The organism is Rhizobium phaseoli, from assembly GCF_003985125.1.
Lineage (GTDB): Bacteria > Pseudomonadota > Alphaproteobacteria > Rhizobiales > Rhizobiaceae > Rhizobium > Rhizobium phaseoli.
This window is the reverse complement of sequence record NZ_ML133573.1, coordinates 142996-159064: the sequence shown is the minus strand read 5'-3', so window position 1 is coordinate 159064 and position 16069 is coordinate 142996. Positions and strand designations below refer to the sequence as shown.

General features: G+C 61.0%; 16 protein-coding genes. 7 read left to right on the top strand and 9 right to left on the bottom strand.

The annotated features are described in order from the left end of the window. Entirely contained in the window at positions 1-312 is a 312-nt protein-coding gene (clpS, locus tag EFD56_RS17265; protein WP_004680128.1) for an ATP-dependent Clp protease adapter ClpS, read from the bottom strand. Positions 313-642: 330 nt separating this feature from the next. On the opposite strand from clpS, the gene ychF reads away from it, so the two are divergent. Beyond that, the gene (gene ychF, locus EFD56_RS17260) at positions 643-1746 is read left to right on the top strand and encodes a redox-regulated ATPase YchF (RefSeq protein WP_010031314.1); all 1104 of its coding nucleotides are present in this window, start codon (positions 643-645) and stop codon (positions 1744-1746) included. A 19-nt stretch (positions 1747-1765) separates the two neighbouring features. Here ychF and EFD56_RS17255 read toward each other — a convergent pair whose 3' ends face one another. Next, the gene (locus EFD56_RS17255; protein WP_126905882.1) at positions 1766-2854 is read right to left on the bottom strand and encodes a hypothetical protein; all 1089 of its coding nucleotides are present in this window, start codon (positions 2852-2854) and stop codon (positions 1766-1768) included. A gap of 181 nt (positions 2855-3035) precedes the next feature. On the opposite strand from EFD56_RS17255, the gene EFD56_RS17250 reads away from it, so the two are divergent. Both EFD56_RS17250 and EFD56_RS17245 read left to right on the top strand, forming a co-directional pair. Beyond that, on the top strand, positions 3036-3524 hold the full coding sequence (locus EFD56_RS17250) for a MaoC family dehydratase (protein WP_037140543.1): 489 nt from the start codon (positions 3036-3038) through the stop codon (positions 3522-3524). After that, on the top strand, positions 3521-3988 hold the full coding sequence (locus tag EFD56_RS17245) for a MaoC family dehydratase (RefSeq protein WP_037140544.1): 468 nt from the start codon (positions 3521-3523) through the stop codon (positions 3986-3988). The genes EFD56_RS17250 and EFD56_RS17245 overlap by 4 nt, the downstream gene beginning before the upstream one ends. 23 nt (positions 3989-4011) lie before the next feature. On the opposite strand, the gene EFD56_RS17240 is transcribed toward EFD56_RS17245, so the two are convergent. From EFD56_RS17240 to petA, 4 genes are all read right to left on the bottom strand, one after another. Continuing rightward, positions 4012-4554, bottom strand: a complete 543-nt coding sequence (locus EFD56_RS17240) for an adenine phosphoribosyltransferase (RefSeq protein ID WP_004680123.1) — start codon at positions 4552-4554, stop codon at positions 4012-4014. A 263-nt stretch (positions 4555-4817) separates the two neighbouring features. Continuing rightward, positions 4818-5702, bottom strand: coding sequence for a cytochrome c1 (locus tag EFD56_RS17235; RefSeq protein ID WP_004680117.1), 885 nt, complete (start codon positions 5700-5702; stop codon positions 4818-4820). A gap of 25 nt (positions 5703-5727) precedes the next feature. Next, a complete protein-coding gene (locus EFD56_RS17230) occupies positions 5728-7008 on the bottom strand; it encodes a cytochrome b (protein WP_004680115.1) in 1281 nt (426 codons plus the stop codon). 14 nt (positions 7009-7022) lie between these two features. Beyond that, positions 7023-7601, bottom strand: coding sequence for a ubiquinol-cytochrome c reductase iron-sulfur subunit (gene petA / locus EFD56_RS17225; protein ID WP_012484665.1), 579 nt, complete (start codon positions 7599-7601; stop codon positions 7023-7025). Between the two features lie 286 nt (positions 7602-7887). On the opposite strand from petA, the gene EFD56_RS17220 reads away from it, so the two are divergent. Continuing rightward, positions 7888-8820, top strand: coding sequence for an endonuclease/exonuclease/phosphatase family protein (locus EFD56_RS17220; RefSeq protein WP_037140546.1), 933 nt, complete (start codon positions 7888-7890; stop codon positions 8818-8820). On the opposite strand, the gene EFD56_RS17215 is transcribed toward EFD56_RS17220, so the two are convergent. Further along, entirely contained in the window at positions 8776-10689 is a 1914-nt protein-coding gene (locus EFD56_RS17215; protein ID WP_085742969.1) for an ABC transporter ATP-binding protein, read from the bottom strand. The two genes, EFD56_RS17220 and EFD56_RS17215, sit on opposite strands and share 45 nt — an antisense overlap. A 161-nt stretch (positions 10690-10850) precedes the next feature. On the opposite strand from EFD56_RS17215, the gene EFD56_RS17210 reads away from it, so the two are divergent. After that, positions 10851-11081 (top strand): CopG family transcriptional regulator, encoded by a 231-nt coding sequence (locus tag EFD56_RS17210; RefSeq protein ID WP_012484668.1) that lies wholly within the window; start codon positions 10851-10853, stop codon positions 11079-11081. Between the two features lie 92 nt (positions 11082-11173). Here the strand turns inward: EFD56_RS17210 and EFD56_RS17205 are convergent, their stop codons facing one another. Further along, positions 11174-13030 (bottom strand): ABC transporter ATP-binding protein, encoded by a 1857-nt coding sequence (locus EFD56_RS17205; RefSeq protein ID WP_037140550.1) that lies wholly within the window; start codon positions 13028-13030, stop codon positions 11174-11176. A gap of 384 nt (positions 13031-13414) precedes the next feature. Here EFD56_RS17205 and EFD56_RS17200 point away from each other — a divergent pair, with 384 nt between their 5' ends. Both EFD56_RS17200 and EFD56_RS17195 read left to right on the top strand, forming a co-directional pair. Continuing rightward, positions 13415-13876 carry a tRNA (cytidine(34)-2'-O)-methyltransferase gene (locus tag EFD56_RS17200; RefSeq protein WP_012484670.1) on the top strand — a complete coding sequence of 154 codons (462 nt, stop codon included), beginning with the start codon at positions 13415-13417 and terminating at the stop codon, positions 13874-13876. Positions 13877-14070: 194 nt separating this feature from the next. Then, complete coding sequence (locus tag EFD56_RS17195) at positions 14071-15717, top strand: Na/Pi cotransporter family protein (protein WP_085742970.1); 1647 nt, start codon at positions 14071-14073, stop codon at positions 15715-15717. A 3-nt stretch (positions 15718-15720) separates the two neighbouring features. On the opposite strand, the gene EFD56_RS17190 is transcribed toward EFD56_RS17195, so the two are convergent. Continuing rightward, positions 15721-15978 carry a hypothetical protein gene (locus EFD56_RS17190; RefSeq protein WP_004680100.1) on the bottom strand — a complete coding sequence of 86 codons (258 nt, stop codon included), beginning with the start codon at positions 15976-15978 and terminating at the stop codon, positions 15721-15723. Positions 15979-16069: the final 91 nt, after the last annotated feature.

Below are 16069 nucleotides of genomic sequence, written 5' to 3'. Positions count from 1 at the left end.
CTATTCCTCGGGCTCCGTCGTGAACATCAACGGAAAACCCATCTCCTTGGCAAGATCGATGCCCTCCTTGGCCTTTGTCTCGGCAATGTCCTTGGCGCAGACCACGACCACGCAGGAACCGAGCTTGTGCGCCGTCATCATCACCCGATAGCCGGTCTCCTCGCTCATGCGGAAGACAACCTTCAGGATCACGATGACGAATTCGCGTGGCGTATAGTCGTCATTGACGAGGATGACCTTATAGAGCTTCGGCTTGTCCAGCTTCGGCTTCACTTTGGTCTTCGGCTTCAGGGCAACGTCGTTGTCACTCATCGGAAAATCCACCCGTTGATGACATGGTCAGGAATCTTCAAAACAACTAATCATTATAGATGACGAATTTTCGACGGTGCGCCTTGCCCGCCGGCCTCGATCGGGAGGGAATTGGCAGTCCGAGTTGAGGCCGGATGTCATTGCGGCCGGCAACAGCGACCGTGCATCTGACGAAATTCGCAATGCATCGAAACCGCGATCACCCTCGAAAATAGGCCGGCACCGTTCCTTGGGCAAGTGAGCAACGTTAAAAGCTCGCTAAGACTTGACCACATTGCTCCTTTATCCCATAGGCACCAGCAACAAATTCAAGAACAGCAGGTTTTAGCCATGGGCTTCAAATGCGGCATCGTCGGTCTGCCGAACGTCGGCAAATCGACCCTCTTCAACGCGCTCACCAAGACGGCTGCGGCACAGGCCGCCAATTATCCCTTCTGCACGATCGAGCCGAACACCGGCGAAGTCGCCGTGCCCGATCCGCGCATGCGCAAGCTTGCCGACATCGCCAAGTCCAAGGAATTGATCCCGACCCGCATCTCCTTCGTCGACATTGCCGGCCTGGTGCGCGGCGCCTCGAAGGGCGAAGGTCTGGGCAACCAGTTCCTCGCCAATATCCGCGAAGTCGACGCGATCGTGCATGTGCTGCGTTGCTTCGAAGACAGCGATATCACCCATGTCGAGGGCCGCATCAACCCCGTCGCCGATGCAGAGACGATCGAGACCGAGCTGATGCTCGCCGACCTCGAAAGCCTGGAGCGCCGCACGGAGCAGACGCGCAAGCGCGCCACCGGCAAGGACAAGGAGTCGATGGCGATGCTGCCGATCATGGAAGCGTCGCTGAAGCTGCTCAACGAGGGCAAGCCGGTGCGCACGCTCCTATCGACGCTCGATGCCGAGGAGATTGCCATTCTCAAGGGCCTCAATCTGCTGACTTCGCATCCGGTGCTCTATGTCTGCAACGTCGCCGAGGCCGAGGCTTCGACCGGCAATGAATTCACCGAGGCCGTCGCTGCCATGGCTCGGGAACAGGGAGCCGAAACTGTCGTCATCTCGGCGGCAATCGAGGCCGAAGTCGCCCAGCTTCCCGAGGATGAAGCCAAGGAATTTCTCTCCGCCCTCGACCTCGATGAGGCGGGCCTCGACCGGCTGATCCGCGCCGGCTACAAGCTGCTCCACCTCATCACCTATTTCACCGTCGGCCCGAAGGAAACGCGCGCCTGGACGATCGAGCGCGGCACCAAGGCGCCGCAGGCGGCCGGCGTCATTCATTCGGATTTCGAGCGAGGCTTCATCCGTGCCAACACCATCGCCTATGACGACTACATCAAATTCAACGGCGAAGTCGGCGCCAAGGATGCCGGCAAGGCCCGCGACGAAGGCAAGGAATATGTTGTCCAGGACGGCGACGTCATCCACTTCCGCTTCAACACATAAATAAAAGAGCGCTGCCGCCTCAACCCGGCGGCAGCCTGTTTGCGATGGCCGGCGGCAATGCGCGCAACACCAGCCGGCGAAGCGGCATCCAGCCGGTGCCGATGATCAAGACGATCGCGCCGACGATAATCAGCGTCGTGAAGATGTAGGTGTTGACCGTGGCGCTTCCCTGCCGGAAGACGCTGAAGATCGCAACGCCGAGCGACAGCAGCCCCGAAGTGACGAAGGCCCGCCGGTCGATGATCAGGCCGATCAGCATCAGCACCGCCACCGTCGCGACGACCACCGGCGTCCGGGCCGACATGTTCGCCAGGTCGAAGATCCGGCCGCCTTCTCCGAAAGACATGAGGGAAACAGTGCTGTAGAGCAGCGCCGGCGCCGCGCCGAGATGCAGCCAGAACGCAATATCCGAGCGTGTTGTCCGGCGCAGCCGGTCGCCGAGATCGAAATAGAGCGCCGTGGCGAAGAGGCCGAGCGCGCAAAGAAGAGAGATCGCAGCCAGCAAGGCAAGATGATCCACGAAAAAACCCGGATTGCCGCTTAGCCATTGCACGAGACGCAACAGCAGGGTGAGTGCCAAGGCAAGCGCGGACATGATGGCAAGCGCCAGCGACAAGGGCACGCGATAGCGGGCATAGTAGACGCCGAGAAGGATCGGAAAGCCGGCAACGAATTGCGTCAGCCCTGCGCCGATTTCGGATGTCCACGGCGTGAAAACGCGGGACATCAGCAAGAATGTCCAGCAGAACAGGGAGATCGTCAGGCCGACGGCCGGCAAAGCGAGCCGCTGGCGGCGCACCAGGATTTCCGAAAGCACCAGGATCGCGGGCGGCACGGCATAAAGCGGCGCAAGGCCCCAGAGGCCGACGAGCGCCACGACGACGCCGATGGTGATCAGCACGTCGTGAAACCCGCGCACGAAGCGCGGTGTCTCCGTATCAGACCAGGCCTGCCCTTCGGCTGCCTGCCCCTCGGCTGCCAATGCCGGCTGCGGCCCGATGACAGCCACGCCACGCGCGGTCAGAAACGGCAGAAGCCGCCCGCCCGCCTCGGGCGAAATCAGCCCCTGGCGCGCTGCCTCGTCGAGTATCGACCTCAGATCAGTCATGCCGGTTTATCTCCCCCAAATCATTGAGCCCACGCGGATGCTATTGTAAGCACTTAGAGCATGATGCCGAAAAGTGTGAGCGGTTTTCGGGCGACATCATGCTCTAGAACAGGATTCAGATTTTTAGGCCGATTCGGCCTAAGGTGGTCATCCTGTGGCGCTTGATATGGCGGAGGAGCGAATGTCGGCAGAAAAGCTAGCCTTCGAGGATTTCGAACCCGGTCGCCGCTTTCCCCTCGGCCCGAAACCGGTGAGCGCCGAGGAAATCGTCGAATTCGCGCGAGAATTCGACCCGCAGCCGATGCATCTCGACGAGGTTGCCGGCCGCGCCAGCATTCTCGGCGGTCTTGCCGCCTCCGGCTGGCATACGTCCGCGATGCTGATGCGCATGATGGCCGACAGCTACATCCTGGACGCGCTCTGCGAGGGCGCGCCTGGCATCGATCTGATGGAATGGCGAAAGCCGGTGCTTTCAGGCGACACGCTGCAGGGTCACTCGACCGTGCTTGAGGCCCGGCCGATGCGCTCCCGCCCCGGCATCGGCATCGCCAAGTTCCGCCACGAGGTGGAAAATCAGCGCGGCGAGCTTGTTTGTCTCTCGGAAAATTCGGTCATGATCCGCATGCGCCCTGCCCCGGATATCAACATGAGTCCGGAGATGACAGCATGAGAATGTCTGAACTCTACGCCGTCGGCGAAAAGACCGAGATCGGCAGCTACGTCTTCACCGAGGAAAACATCATCCACTTCGCAACACGCTACGATCCGCAGCGTTTCCACGTCGATAAGGAAGCCGCCAAAGAAACCCTGTTCGGTGGCCTTTGCGCGTCGGGCTGGCACACCACCGCCGCCTGGATGCGGACCTTCCTCGCCTTCTGGAAAAGTCAGAGCGTCGCCCTCGCGCAAAGAGGGCTGACGGCGCCGAACCTCGGTCCCTCGCCGGGCTTCCAGAAACTGCAATGGCTGCGGCCGATCTTCCCGGGCGACGTCGTGACCTACTCCGTCGCCCTCCTCTCCAGCCGGCCGCTGGCATCGCGGCCGGGCTGGCACCTCAACACCATCCTCTGCGAAGGCATCAATCAAAACGGCGATCCCGTTATGCGCTTCGAAAGCGGCGTGCTGGAATTCGACTGACGCCATCGGCATCGGATCCGGGCTCAGTGCCCGGAGAATTCGACCAGCGTGTGCACGTTGACGCCGAGCTCTTCCAGCTTCCTGCGGCCGCCGAGGTCCGGCAGATCGATGACGAAGCAGGCGCCGACCACCTCCGCGCCGATCTGGCGCAGAAGCTGGGTGGCACCGACAGCCGTGCCGCCGGTGGCGATCAAGTCGTCGACCAGAATCACTTTCTCGCCGGGCTCGATCGCATCGCGATGCATCTCCATCTCGTCCACCCCATATTCGAGGCTGTAGGCGATGCGCACGGTATCGTGCGGCAGCTTGCCCTTCTTGCGGATCGGCACGAAGCCCGAGGAAAGCTGATGCGCCACCGCCCCACCGAGAATGAAGCCGCGCGCCTCCATGCCGGCAATCTTGTCGATCTTCGTGCCGGCATAGGGCTGCACCAGTTCATCGACCGCCCGGCGGAAGGCGCGGGGATTGCCGAGCAGCGTGGTGATGTCGCGGAAAATGATTCCGGGCTTCGGATAGTCGGGAATGGAACGAATGCTGGCTGCGAGCTCCGACGTCGTATTGTCCATGGAAAGTCCATATCTGCGAGGGCATGAAACGGCCGCACCCTACTGCATAATTCCTCAAATCGAAATTGATTTAGGGATAAATTATTCGGCAGTTCAAGGCGCTACGGCGCCCTTGTACGTCAGGAAGGACGCGCGTCGCTGAGACGCTTGACGCTGGGCGCGCAAGCGGCTCTCGAAGAGCATACGACGGCCGACCCAATGAAATCGCCGGCAACAAAAAGGCGGCCCCACGGGCCGCCTTTTCGAATTCAGACAAGGAAGGCTCAATGTTCCTTGTTGGCGTAGACCGAGCGCTTCGTCAGATAGATCAGCACCGTGAAGATCGCCAGGAAGATCATCACCATGAAGCCGGTGCGCTTGCGCTCCTCCAGATGCGGCTCGGCGGCCCACATCAGGAAGGAAGACACGTCCTTGGCATATTGGTCGACGGTTGCCGGCGCGCCGTCGTCATAAGTGACCTGGCCGTCGGAGAGCGGCTTCGGCATGGCGAAGGCAGCGGCTGCATGGAAATAGGGGTTGTAGTGCGCGCCCTGCGGCACCTGGAACCCGGCCGGCGGCTCTTCATAGCCCGTCAGCAGCGAGTAGATGTAGTCAGGCCCGCTTTCCTGATACTGGGTGAAGATGTCGACGACGAACCGCGGGAAGCCGCGCTCGACTTCGCGGGCCTTGGCGATCAGCGAGAAGTCAGGTGGAGCCGCGCCATTGTTGGAAGCGGCAGCTGCCTCGGCATTCGGGAACGGCGACGGGAAGTGATCGGAAGGGACCGCCTTTCGGTTGAACATCTCACCAGCCGCGTTCGGGCCATCCTGCACTTCGTAATTGGCGGCGAAAGCCTTCACCTGTGCCTCGGAATAACCGAGCTCGTCGAGCATGCGGAAAGGCACGAGGCTCATCGAATGGCAGGCAGAACAGACTTCTGTGTAGACCTTCAGGCCGCGCTGGAGCTGAGCCTTGTCGTAATGGCCGAACGGGCCGGCAAAGGTCCATTCCTGCTCCTTTGGCTCCTTCAGCGGATAGTGCGGCGTCGCACCTTCCTCGTGATGAGCAGGGGCTGCGCCATTCGCAGGCGTCGCTTCCTCGGCGAAAGCCGCACTGCCGAGCAGAGCGGCGACGGCGAGCGGCAGAATGCTTGCAACAAGCGTTTTCATGGTTCTATTCCCTTCCGTCGCTCGCTTAGGCATTGGCCGCCGCACTGGCAGCAGCAGTCTTGTTGCGCTTTTCGAGCACCGCCTCGGTGATCGAATTCGGGATACGGCGTGGCGTTTCCACCAGGCCGAGAACCGGCATCGCAACCAGGAAGAAAGCGAAGTAGAGAAGCGTGCAGAACTGCGAAATCATGACGTAGGTGCCTTCCGCCGGCTGCGAACCGAGCCAGCCGAGGATGATCGCGTTGATCACGAACAGCCAGAAGAACAGCTTGTACCAGGGACGGTAGACCGCCGAGCGAACCTTCGACGTATCGAGCCAGGGCAGGAAGAACAGCACGATGATCGCGCCGAACATCACGAGGACGCCGCCGAGCTTGGAGTCGATCGGGCCGATGTTGAAGGTGATCGAACGCAGCATCGCGTAGAACGGCAGGAAGTACCATTCCGGAACGATGTGAGCCGGGGTCTTCAACGGGTCGGCCGGGATGTAGTTATCGGCGTGGCCGAGGAAGTTCGGCAGGTAGAAGACGAAATAGGCGTAGACCAGCAGGAAGACGGAGACGCCGAGCGCATCCTTCATCGTCGCGTAGGGCGTGAAGCGCACCGTGTCCGTCTTCGTCTTGACCTCGACGCCGGTCGGGTTCGTCTGGCCGGTAACATGCAGCGCCCAGATATGCAGGACGACGACGCCGGCGATCATGAACGGCAGCAGGTAGTGCAGCGAGAAGAAGCGGTTCAGCGTCGGCTGGTCGACGGCAAAGCCGCCGAGCAGGAACTGCTGCACCCACTCGCCGACCAGCGGGAAAGCGGAGAAGAAGCCGGTGATAACGGTCGCGCCCCAGAAGGACATCTGGCCCCAAGGCAGCACGTAACCCATGAAGCCCGTCGCCATCATCAGAAGATAGATGACCACGCCAAGGATCCAGAGGATTTCGCGCGGCGCCTTGTAAGAGCCGTAATAGAGGCCGCGGGCAATATGCAGGTAGACGGCGACAAAGAAGAAGGATGCGCCGTTGGCATGCAGGTAGCGCAGCAGCCAGCCATGGTTGACGTCGCGCATGATCTTTTCAACCGAGTTGAAGGCGATCGTCGTGTCGGCGGAATAATGCATGGCGAGCGTCACGCCCGTCAGGATCTGCACGATCAGCATGACGGAGAGCATCGCGCCGAAGGTGTAGGCATAGTTCAGGTTCCTGGGAACCGGATATGCAACGAAGCTGTCATAGACCATGCGCGGTAGCGGCAGGCGCGCATCGACCCATTTTTCGAAGCCGGTTGATGGCTCGTAGCTGGAATGGCCACTCATGAATCAGTCTCCCCTCAACCGATCTTGATCTTGGTATCGGACACAAATGAAAAGGTCGGAATTGCCAGGTTCTGCGGCGCAGGACCTTTGCGGATGCGGCCGGCCGTATCGTAGACCGAGCCATGGCAGGGACAGAACCAACCATTGTACTCGCCGGCCTGGCCGAGCGGCACGCAACCGAGATGGGTGCAAGTGCCGATCATGACGATCCAGTTTTCCTTGTCCTTGCCGCCTGAACGATCAACACCCGTTGCCTGAGCCTCGGGCGGCAGGTTGGCATTGCGGGCGACCGGATCCTTGAGATCTGCCAGCGGAACATCGGCGGCTGCCTTCACTTCTTCAGGCGTGCGGTTGCGGATGAAGATCGGCTTGCCGCGCCACTTGACCGTCAGGGACATGCCGGGCTCGAGGGTCGCCACATCGACTTCGATGGAGGCGAGCGCCAGCGTCGACGCATCCGGCCGCATCTGGTCGATGAACGGCCAAGCAACCGCAACGGCGCCCACAGCACCCGCCATACCAGTGGTGAGATAAAGGAAATCACGGCGAGTAGGCTCTGTCGAAGCCTCGCTTGTCGTTACGTGTTCGCTCACGGCTTAACCATCCTCTGCGCAATTATCGCGGAATTCCGCCCTGCCCCCTCTGCCGGCGAATCGATCTGGACACATTTCGGCCATAGATTCCCCGGCAATCCGGCGCGTTCTAAGCTTGATCGCAAATTATGTCCAGCCTTGACAAGGGGATGAGGGCACAATGTCGCGGGAAATTTCGGATGAATTTTTTAAGGCAAATACGAGCTTGCCGGCATGCTGCATTGCAACAAAAAAGCCGCCGTGATAGGCGCAATCGCAATCACGCCAGCGAGCCGGACCGAAGCGGATGAGAGACACGATTTTTTGCGTATTCAGCGTCCTCACGACCCTGGTCCTCGCCATCGTTTCGTTGCGGTATGTCACCGATTTTTATCTGCTTTCCTTCTTTTACAGCTTCCAGCTCCATCTGGCCGCGGCCGCTGCGCTCGCCTCCCTCGCGGCCTTGCTTGTCAAGCGCCATTGGTACGGCCTGCTGACGCTCGGCATATCCCTGGCTCTTGCCGTCCATGGCATCGTGATGACCCGCGAATTTGCCCAGCCCGCCGTCGATGCGCACCGCCCGGTTCTTTTCCGGCTGATGTCCTTCAATATCGAAAACGATAATTTTGCAAACGGTGGCGCGATCGCCGACATGGCGATTGCCTCGGGCGCCGATGTCGTCAACCTCCTCGAGGCCGAGCCGGTTCTGGCGGAATTGCCGCGGCTTCTGAAAACCTATCCTTATTATGTCGGCTGCGGCATCGGCATGCAGCAATGCGATACGCTGGTCCTGTCGAAGCGCCCGCTCATCGAGCCGCGCATCCGCAGTCTCGGCCTGCTGTGGCGCAATCGGCTGACGATCTCGACGGTCGATTTCGACGGCCGCAAAGTCAACTTCCTGACCGCGCATCTGACCAAACCCTATTACGATGAGTTCTACGGCCTGGAGCTCGAAGACCTCGCCGCGATCGCGCCCACCCTGCCGGGACCGCTGGTGCTGGCCGGTGATTTCAACTCGTCTATTCTGACGCCAGCGGTACAAAATCTTCTGCGCACCGAAGGCTTTGGCACCGTATCGCTGGAACCCGCGACCTGGCCGATCGCAGCCAGCGTCTTCGGCATTCCGATCGACCACATCTTTGCGAGGGCGCCCCTGCGGCTGAAATCGGTCCGCCGCATCGCCGACAGCTTCGGCTCAAACCATTTTGGCCTCATGGCGGAATTCGCCGTCGACCCCTGAGCCGAGATCCCCGTCCACCGCGAGGAAGCCGCCGGACTGACGCGCCCAAAGTTCGGCGTAGAGCCCGCCTTGGCGAAGCAGTTCGTCGTGGCTGCCCTCCTCGATGATCCGGCCGAGATCGACGACGATCAGCCGGTCGAGCGCAGCGATCGTCGACAGCCGGTGGGCGATCGCAAGCACGGTCTTGCCCTCCATGATCCGATGGAGATTGGACTGGATCGCTTCCTCCACTTCCGAATCGAGCGCCGACGTCGCTTCGTCGAGAACCAGGATGGGAGCATCCTTCAGCATCACCCGGGCAATGGCGATGCGCTGCCGCTGGCCGCCCGACAATTTGACGCCGCGCTCGCCGACATGGGCATCAAAGCCTCTGCGGCCCTGCTGATCCTGCAGGCGGGCGATAAAATCGATGGCTTCGGCGCGCCGGGCCGCCTCGATCAGCCGCTCCTCGCCTGCGTCCGGCCGTCCGAACAGGATATTGTCGCGCACCGATCGATGCAGCAGCGAGGTATCCTGGCTGACGACGCCGATCTGCATCCGGAGCGTTTCCTGGGTCACGGCAGATATGTCCTGCCCATCGACAAGGATGCGGCCCTCCTGAAGGTCGTAGAGGCGCAGCAGCAGGTTCATCAACGTCGATTTTCCCGCCCCCGAACGGCCGACGATCCCGACTTTTTCGCCCGGACGGATGGTCAGGGAGAAGTCGTCGACGACCGGCTGCTGATCCTTGCCATAGCGGAAGGAGACATTGTCGAAGCGAATGCCGGGCTGGCGGATCACCAGGCTCTTCGCATCGGCACGGTCGACAAGCCCGAGCGGCTGGGAGATCAACTCGGCGGCATTCTGGATGGTGCCGAGATTGCGCATGATGCCGTTGAACTGCGTCATCAGCCGTCCGAGCAGGAAATTCAGCCTCAGCACCAGCGCCAGCGAGAATGCCACCGCGCCGGAACTGACCAGGCCGCGCAGCCAGAGATCGACGCTCAAGCCCGCCATCGTCACGATCATCAGGCCGGAGAGCAGCGCCATGGAGGCTCTGACGCCGGTGATGAACCGCGTGAAGCGCAGCACCGTATCCTGATAGATGTCGAAGCCCTGGCGCATGTAGCGGTCGCTCTCTTCGTCGCGGGCAAAAAGCTTCAGCGTCTGCATATTGCTGTAGGAATCGACCATCCGGCCGTTCAGCATCGATCCCGCTTCCGCCGTCTCGCGGGAATGATGGCGAATCCTCGGGACGAAGTGGCGGGCAAGCAGGCTGAAGGCGCCAAGCCAGAACAGCACGACGGCGGCAAGGGAAAAGTCCAATCGGGCGACCAGCACCAGCGTCGTGACCGCATAAATTCCGACGAACCAGACGCTTTCCATCAGCGAGGTGACGAGATCGCCGGTCGCCTGGCCGGCCGACCAGACCTTGGTGACGATGCGCCCGGAGAAATCGCTCTGAAAGAACGACAATGATTGCCTTGAGACGTGGAGATAAGATTGCCAACGTGCTAGATTGTAGAAGCCCGGGGTGATCACCTGCTGATCGACGAGGGCAATCAGGAAGGCGACGACGAAGCGCACCAGCCCGATCAGGGCGAGCATGCCGAACAGTTCGCCGCCATGGGCCGCGAGAAGACCGCTCCAGCCGGCACCGGGCGTAATGCTGGCGAGAATATCGACGAGGCGTCCGACGAACCAGAAGAGTGCGGCTTCGATTGCGGCCGATGCGCCGCCGAGTATGAGCATGGTGATGAACGGCATCCTCGTCTGGCCGATATAGAACCAGATGAAGCCGAGCGTTCCCGGCGGCGGCTGAAGATTGGCGCGCGGGCGGAACGGATCGATCCAGGTCTCGAACAGGCGGAAGATGGGTCGCAGAAACATGGAAGCGATATAGGCGGATTGGGCGGAGCGGCAAAGGGAATGAAAAGCGGTCGCAATCTTATATTTTTGTAATGATCGATAACATCGGCGGCATCGCCATTGATTGCCCGCCAACCGGTCACAATCTGACGTTACGATCGCGCTTCAACGGAGGGAAGGCCATGGAAACGAAAATGCTCGATGCGCATATTCCGCTTCCGCTTGCAGAAAGACTGGATGCCCTGGCTCTCGACCTGGCGCTGGCGCGCGACGCGATCGTTACCGCGGCCATCACCGCCTGGCTCGACAGCGAGGAACGCCGCCGCATCGCCACGCTGCGCACGCTGGCAGCCGCCAATACTATTGTCGTCGTCGAACATGATAGGGTGATCGATTGGGCCGACAGCCTTTGAAACGGCGGAAAGGACGCCTTGTACCCCATTGGCAAGTCAAATCAGTCTAATAATTCGAATGGCCCTCCCCGCTCTCGCAGGGAGGGCTTTGATTATTCCGCCGCCTCTTCCGCCTCTTCGGCGTGATCGGAGAGGAAGCCACCGGACTGGCGGTTCCACAGGTCGGCATAGATGCCGCCGCTCTGGATCAGTTCGGCATGCGAGCCGGCCTCGATGATCCGACCCTTGTCGAGCACGATCAGCCGGTCCATCTCGGTCAGCGTCGACAGCCGGTGAGCGATTGCGATCACCGTCTTGCCCTCCATCAGGGCGAAGAGGTTTTCCTGGATCGCCGCCTCTACTTCCGAATCGAGCGCCGAGGTCGCCTCGTCGAGCACCAGGATCGGCGCGTCCTTCAGGAAGACGCGAGCAATCGCTATGCGCTGACGCTGGCCGCCAGACAGTTTGACACCGCGCTCGCCAACCTGCGCGTCGAGCCCTTGGCGGCCCTGCATGTCGACGAGCCCTTCGATGAACTCCCAGGCATTGGCGCGCTTGGCGGCCTCGATCACTTCGGCGTCCGTCGCCTCCGGCCGGCCATAGGCGATGTTGTCGCGAATCGAACGGTGCAGCAGCGACGTATCCTGCGTCACCACCCCGATCAGCGAGCGCAGGCTTTCCTGCGAGACGCCTGATATGTCCTGGCCGTCAATGGTGATGCGGCCGCCCTCCAGGTCGTAGAAGCGCAGCAGCAGGTTCATCAGCGTCGTCTTGCCGGCGCCGGAGCGGCCGACGAGACCGACCTTCTCGCCCGCCCTGATGTCGAGCGACAGGTTGTCGATGACACCCTTGCTCTTGCCGTAGTGGAAGCGGATGCGCTCGTAGTGGATCGCGCCCTTCTTCGCCGTCATGGAAGGCGCGCCCGGCTTGTCGACGATGTCGTGCTGTTTGCTCATCATCTCCATGCCGTCATAGACCGTGCCGATATTCTCGAACAGCGCCGAGACTTCCCACATGATCCATTGCGACATGCCATTGACGCGCATGGCAAGGCCGATGGCAATGGCGATGGCGCCGACCGAGATCGCGCCGTTCAGCCAGAACCAGATCGACAGGCCGGAGACGACGAAGAGCGCGACGCAGTTGTTCAGATAGACGCTGATGTGGAAGAGCGTCACCTTACGCATCTGCCTGTGCACGGTCTGCAGGAACTCGTCCATGCCTTCCTTGGCATAGACCTCCTCGCGGCCGGCATGCGAAAACAGCTTGACGGTGGCGATATTCGTATAGCTGTCGACCACACGCCCCGTCATCATCGAGCGCGCATCGGCCTGCTGTGCCGCGATCTTGCGAAGCCGCGGCACGAAATAGGAGACGATGCTGACATAGATGGCGAGCCAGACGAGGATCGGGATCATCAGCCGCCAGTCGGCGGCCGCGATCACGATGATCATCGTCAGGAAATAGCTGACGACATAAACGAAGACGTCGAGGATCTTCATCACCGTTTCGCGGACGGCAAGCGAGGTCTGCATCACCTTGGTCGCGACACGCCCGGCAAACTCGTTGGCGAAGAACGTCATGCTGTGGCGCAGCAGGAAGCGGTGCATCTGCCAGCGGGCGCTCATCGGATAATTGCCGAGCAGCATCTGATGCATGATCAGTGAATCGAGGCCGGCCGCCAGCGGCAAGCCGACCAGCACCAGCACCGCCATCCAGAAAAGCCTGTGGCCCTCCGTCTGCAGGAACGTGGCGCGGTCGGCATGAGTCAGCCAGTCGACGATGTCGCCGAGAAACTGGAAGAGCGCCACTTCGCCGACGGCGATCGACGCCGTCAGCATCGCCATCAGGCCGAGCCAGGGTGCCGCCGGCTTGCTGTAGTGCCAGCAGAAGGCAAAAAGACCTTTGGGCGGAGCGACGGGCTCCTCGCTCGGAAAGGGATTGAGTCGCTGTTCGAACCAGCCAAACATGAAATTGCTCCGAAACATCCGCGTCTCGGCTCCCGGCTTCGCGCCATCTGAGCGCACTGCAAGCACATATGGGAACCGACCGTTCAAGGGGCGAGGCTGAAACAGCCGCACAATGGATCAAAAGGGGATTTCAGGAAGAAATGCGCGCTAGCGGCGCCATGTCGCCTTGATCGGCATCACGGCGGGAAAGCGCACAATGAGCAAGATATTCATGTCGGCCCTCCCTGCTGGCGATTGAAGACGTGCATGGATAACGCGAAAATCGCGAAATTTCCAGCCCCATGACGGCGGAAATTGACCGTTTCGGGGCCAAAATGCGCCTCGTTGCGGCGAAATGCCGGTTGCTTTAGGTATCTCGCATCCCGACGAAACAAACGGCGCATGATGACCGACTTCAGATTGGCACTCTACCAACCGGATATAGCAGGCAATACCGGCACGATCCTGCGTCTTGCCGCCTGCCTCGGTTTCGCGGTCGATCTGATCGAGCCGGCCGGCTTCGACGTTTCCGATCGCAACCTGAAACGATCGGGAATGGATTATATCGCTGCCGCCGCGCTGACCCGCCATGTCAGTTGGGATCGTTTCGAAGCATGGCGCGCCACGACCGGCCGCCGCCTCATCCTCGCTTCGACCAAGGCAGCCGATCGCTACACCGATTTCACCTTCCGTCCGGACGACATCCTGCTTCTCGGCCGGGAAAGCGCCGGCGTTCCGGACCACGTGCATGAAAGGGCCGACGCCCGCATCCTGATCCCGATGGTCGAAGGCCAGCGCTCGATCAACGTCGCCGTCTCGGCCGCGATGATCGTCGGCGAAGCGATGCGCCAGACCGTCTGGGCTTGAGCGGCAGCGGCCGCAACGAAACGGGCAAAGCCCCGGATGTGTCAGAAATCGACATTGCCAATCCGCCGGATCAGTCTATATTTATTAGCCGGGCAATCAAAAAAATCGCATGGCGGCTGCGATTTCAATAGCTTGGAGAGGCGTCTCGCAGGCTTGAGTCGCGCCGACAGATAAAGGAAGAATAAAAACAAAAAATGGATTCCACGGTCATCATGATCAACCTGTTCGGCGCCGTCGCTTTGCTGCTGTTCGGCCTTGCGCAGGTGAAGGACGGCGTATCCAGAGCCTTCGGCGCCCGGCTCAGAACAGGACTTGCGACCGGAACGCGCGGCAGCCTTCGGTCCTTCCTGTCGGGCCTTATTGCCACCGTCGCGCTGCAGAGCTCGACGGCGACGGCATTGATGACCGCCTCCTTCGTCGAACGTGACCTGATCAAGCCGCGCATGGCGCAGATCGTCCTGCTTGGCGCCAATGTCGGCACTGCGATCACCGCGTGGATCGTCGCAACCGGCATAGAGTGGCTCTCTCCGCTTCTGATCCTGACCGGCATTGTGCTCTACCGCGGCCGCTCCAGCGCCCGCCAGGGCGGTGGCGCAGCGCTGGTCGGCATTGGGCTGATGCTGTTGTCGCTGCATCTCCTTGGCCTCGCAACGGAGCCGATGCGGACGTCTCCCGCCCTTGCCGCATTCATCGGCCTGCTGAACGGCGCCCTGCCCGTAGCACTGCTCTTTTCGGCGGCCCTTGCCTTCCTTTCCTCGTCGAGCCTGGCGGTGGTCGTTCTGATTCTGTCGCTCGCTTCCGCTGGCCTCATCTCGCCCGAACTTGTCATCGTTCTCGTGCTCGGCGCCAATCTCGGCGGCGCCATACCGCCCGTCATAGCAACCTTGGGCGGTCCGGTTTCGGCCCGGCGCGTAACGCTTGGCAATCTCGCCGTCCGCACGCTCGGCTGCCTCATCGCCCTGCCCCTTGCGGGCTACGGTGCCGAACTCATCCAGATGCTGCCCTTCGGCCCGGCCAAGCTGCCGGTCGACGCTCATCTGGCCTTCAATCTTCTGCTTGCCGCGCTGGCGTGGCCTTTCTCCCGGCCGCTCGCCAGCCTGATGGCCCGGCTGGTGCCGGATCAGCCCGAGCCCGACACCGCGCCGAAATATCTGGATCCGCAGGAGCTTTCGGCACCCGTTATCGCTCTTGCCAGCGCCACGCGTGAAGTGTTGGGGATCGGCGACCTGATCGAGCGCATGCTGATGCGGGTTTCGGAAGCCTTCGAGCAGAACAATGCCTCCAAGCTTGCCGAAATCGCAGCCCTCGAAGAACGCGTCGATACGTTGCAGCAGGCAGTGAAGGTCTATCTGTCGAAACTTGGCCGTGAAGGCCTCAGTGACGAAAACGCCCGCCGCTCCATCGTCGTCATCGATTATGCGATCAATCTCGAACATATGGGCGACATCATCGAGAAGGGGCTCTCGGAGCAGGTGGCGAAGAAGATCTCGCTGGGCCTCAGATTTTCCGAGGATGGTCATCGGGAACTCAGAACACTATTCGACCTGACGATCGACAATCTGCGCGTCGCCCAGACCATCTTCGTCACCCGCGACTTCAACCTCGCGCGCCAGATGATGGAGACGAAAGTCGAGGTGCGCCGGATGGAGAAGCAGTCAGCTGAACATCATCTCGAACGCCTGCGCGACGGCCGTGCCGACAGCCTGCAAACGAGCTCTTTGCATCTCGACATGCTGCGCGATCTGAAGAGGATCAATGCCCACATCGTCTCCGTGGCATATCCCATTATGGATGAGAGCGGCCTGCTGATCGAAAGTCGCGTGCGAGCCGTCGCAGAATGACGGTTAGTCTGCCGAAGGCAGGCGGCGCATGGTGAATTCGATCCGATCGCCGTCGAGCTGGCGCCAGCTCTCCACTTCGGTCCAATAGGCCGCTTTCGGATATTCGTCGAACCATTCGCGCGCCTTGGCGCGGGCGTCGATCAAGCCGAGGCAATATGTCTGACGCACGAAATGGTCTTTGCGGGTCGGATTTTCCGCCCGGTGTTTTGCCATTCTGCGCTTCAGGCCGTCAAAGGACGGAGGTCCTGGAATTTTCGCCATTAAACCTACCTCTGCAAAGGAAAGGTAGTATCGAAATCGCGGATTTGCGAGTCGAATCTTGGCTGCACATGCCCGCGCCTGTCGGCTTGGC

Excerpts from the sequence above, each read along its gene's own strand:
- clpS (WP_004680128.1), bottom strand. The coding sequence starts at position 312 with ATGAGTGACAACGACGTTGCCCTGAAGCCGAAGACCAAAGTGAAGCCG.
- ychF (WP_010031314.1), top strand. The coding sequence starts at position 643 with ATGGGCTTCAAATGCGGCATCGTCGGTCTGCCGAACGTCGGCAAATCG.
- EFD56_RS17255 (WP_126905882.1), bottom strand. The coding sequence starts at position 2,854 with ATGACTGATCTGAGGTCGATACTCGACGAGGCAGCGCGCCAGGGGCTG.
- EFD56_RS17250 (WP_037140543.1), top strand. The coding sequence starts at position 3,036 with ATGTCGGCAGAAAAGCTAGCCTTCGAGGATTTCGAACCCGGTCGCCGC.
- EFD56_RS17245 (WP_037140544.1), top strand. The coding sequence starts at position 3,521 with ATGAGAATGTCTGAACTCTACGCCGTCGGCGAAAAGACCGAGATCGGC.
- EFD56_RS17240 (WP_004680123.1), bottom strand. The coding sequence starts at position 4,554 with ATGGACAATACGACGTCGGAGCTCGCAGCCAGCATTCGTTCCATTCCC.
- EFD56_RS17235 (WP_004680117.1), bottom strand. The coding sequence starts at position 5,702 with ATGAAAACGCTTGTTGCAAGCATTCTGCCGCTCGCCGTCGCCGCTCTG.
- EFD56_RS17230 (WP_004680115.1), bottom strand. The coding sequence starts at position 7,008 with ATGAGTGGCCATTCCAGCTACGAGCCATCAACCGGCTTCGAAAAATGG.
- EFD56_RS17220 (WP_037140546.1), top strand. The coding sequence starts at position 7,888 with ATGAGAGACACGATTTTTTGCGTATTCAGCGTCCTCACGACCCTGGTC.
- EFD56_RS17215 (WP_085742969.1), bottom strand. The coding sequence starts at position 10,689 with ATGTTTCTGCGACCCATCTTCCGCCTGTTCGAGACCTGGATCGATCCG.
- EFD56_RS17210 (WP_012484668.1), top strand. The coding sequence starts at position 10,851 with ATGGAAACGAAAATGCTCGATGCGCATATTCCGCTTCCGCTTGCAGAA.
- EFD56_RS17205 (WP_037140550.1), bottom strand. The coding sequence starts at position 13,030 with ATGTTTGGCTGGTTCGAACAGCGACTCAATCCCTTTCCGAGCGAGGAG.
- EFD56_RS17200 (WP_012484670.1), top strand. The coding sequence starts at position 13,415 with ATGACCGACTTCAGATTGGCACTCTACCAACCGGATATAGCAGGCAAT.
- EFD56_RS17195 (WP_085742970.1), top strand. The coding sequence starts at position 14,071 with ATGGATTCCACGGTCATCATGATCAACCTGTTCGGCGCCGTCGCTTTG.
- EFD56_RS17190 (WP_004680100.1), bottom strand. The coding sequence starts at position 15,978 with ATGGCGAAAATTCCAGGACCTCCGTCCTTTGACGGCCTGAAGCGCAGA.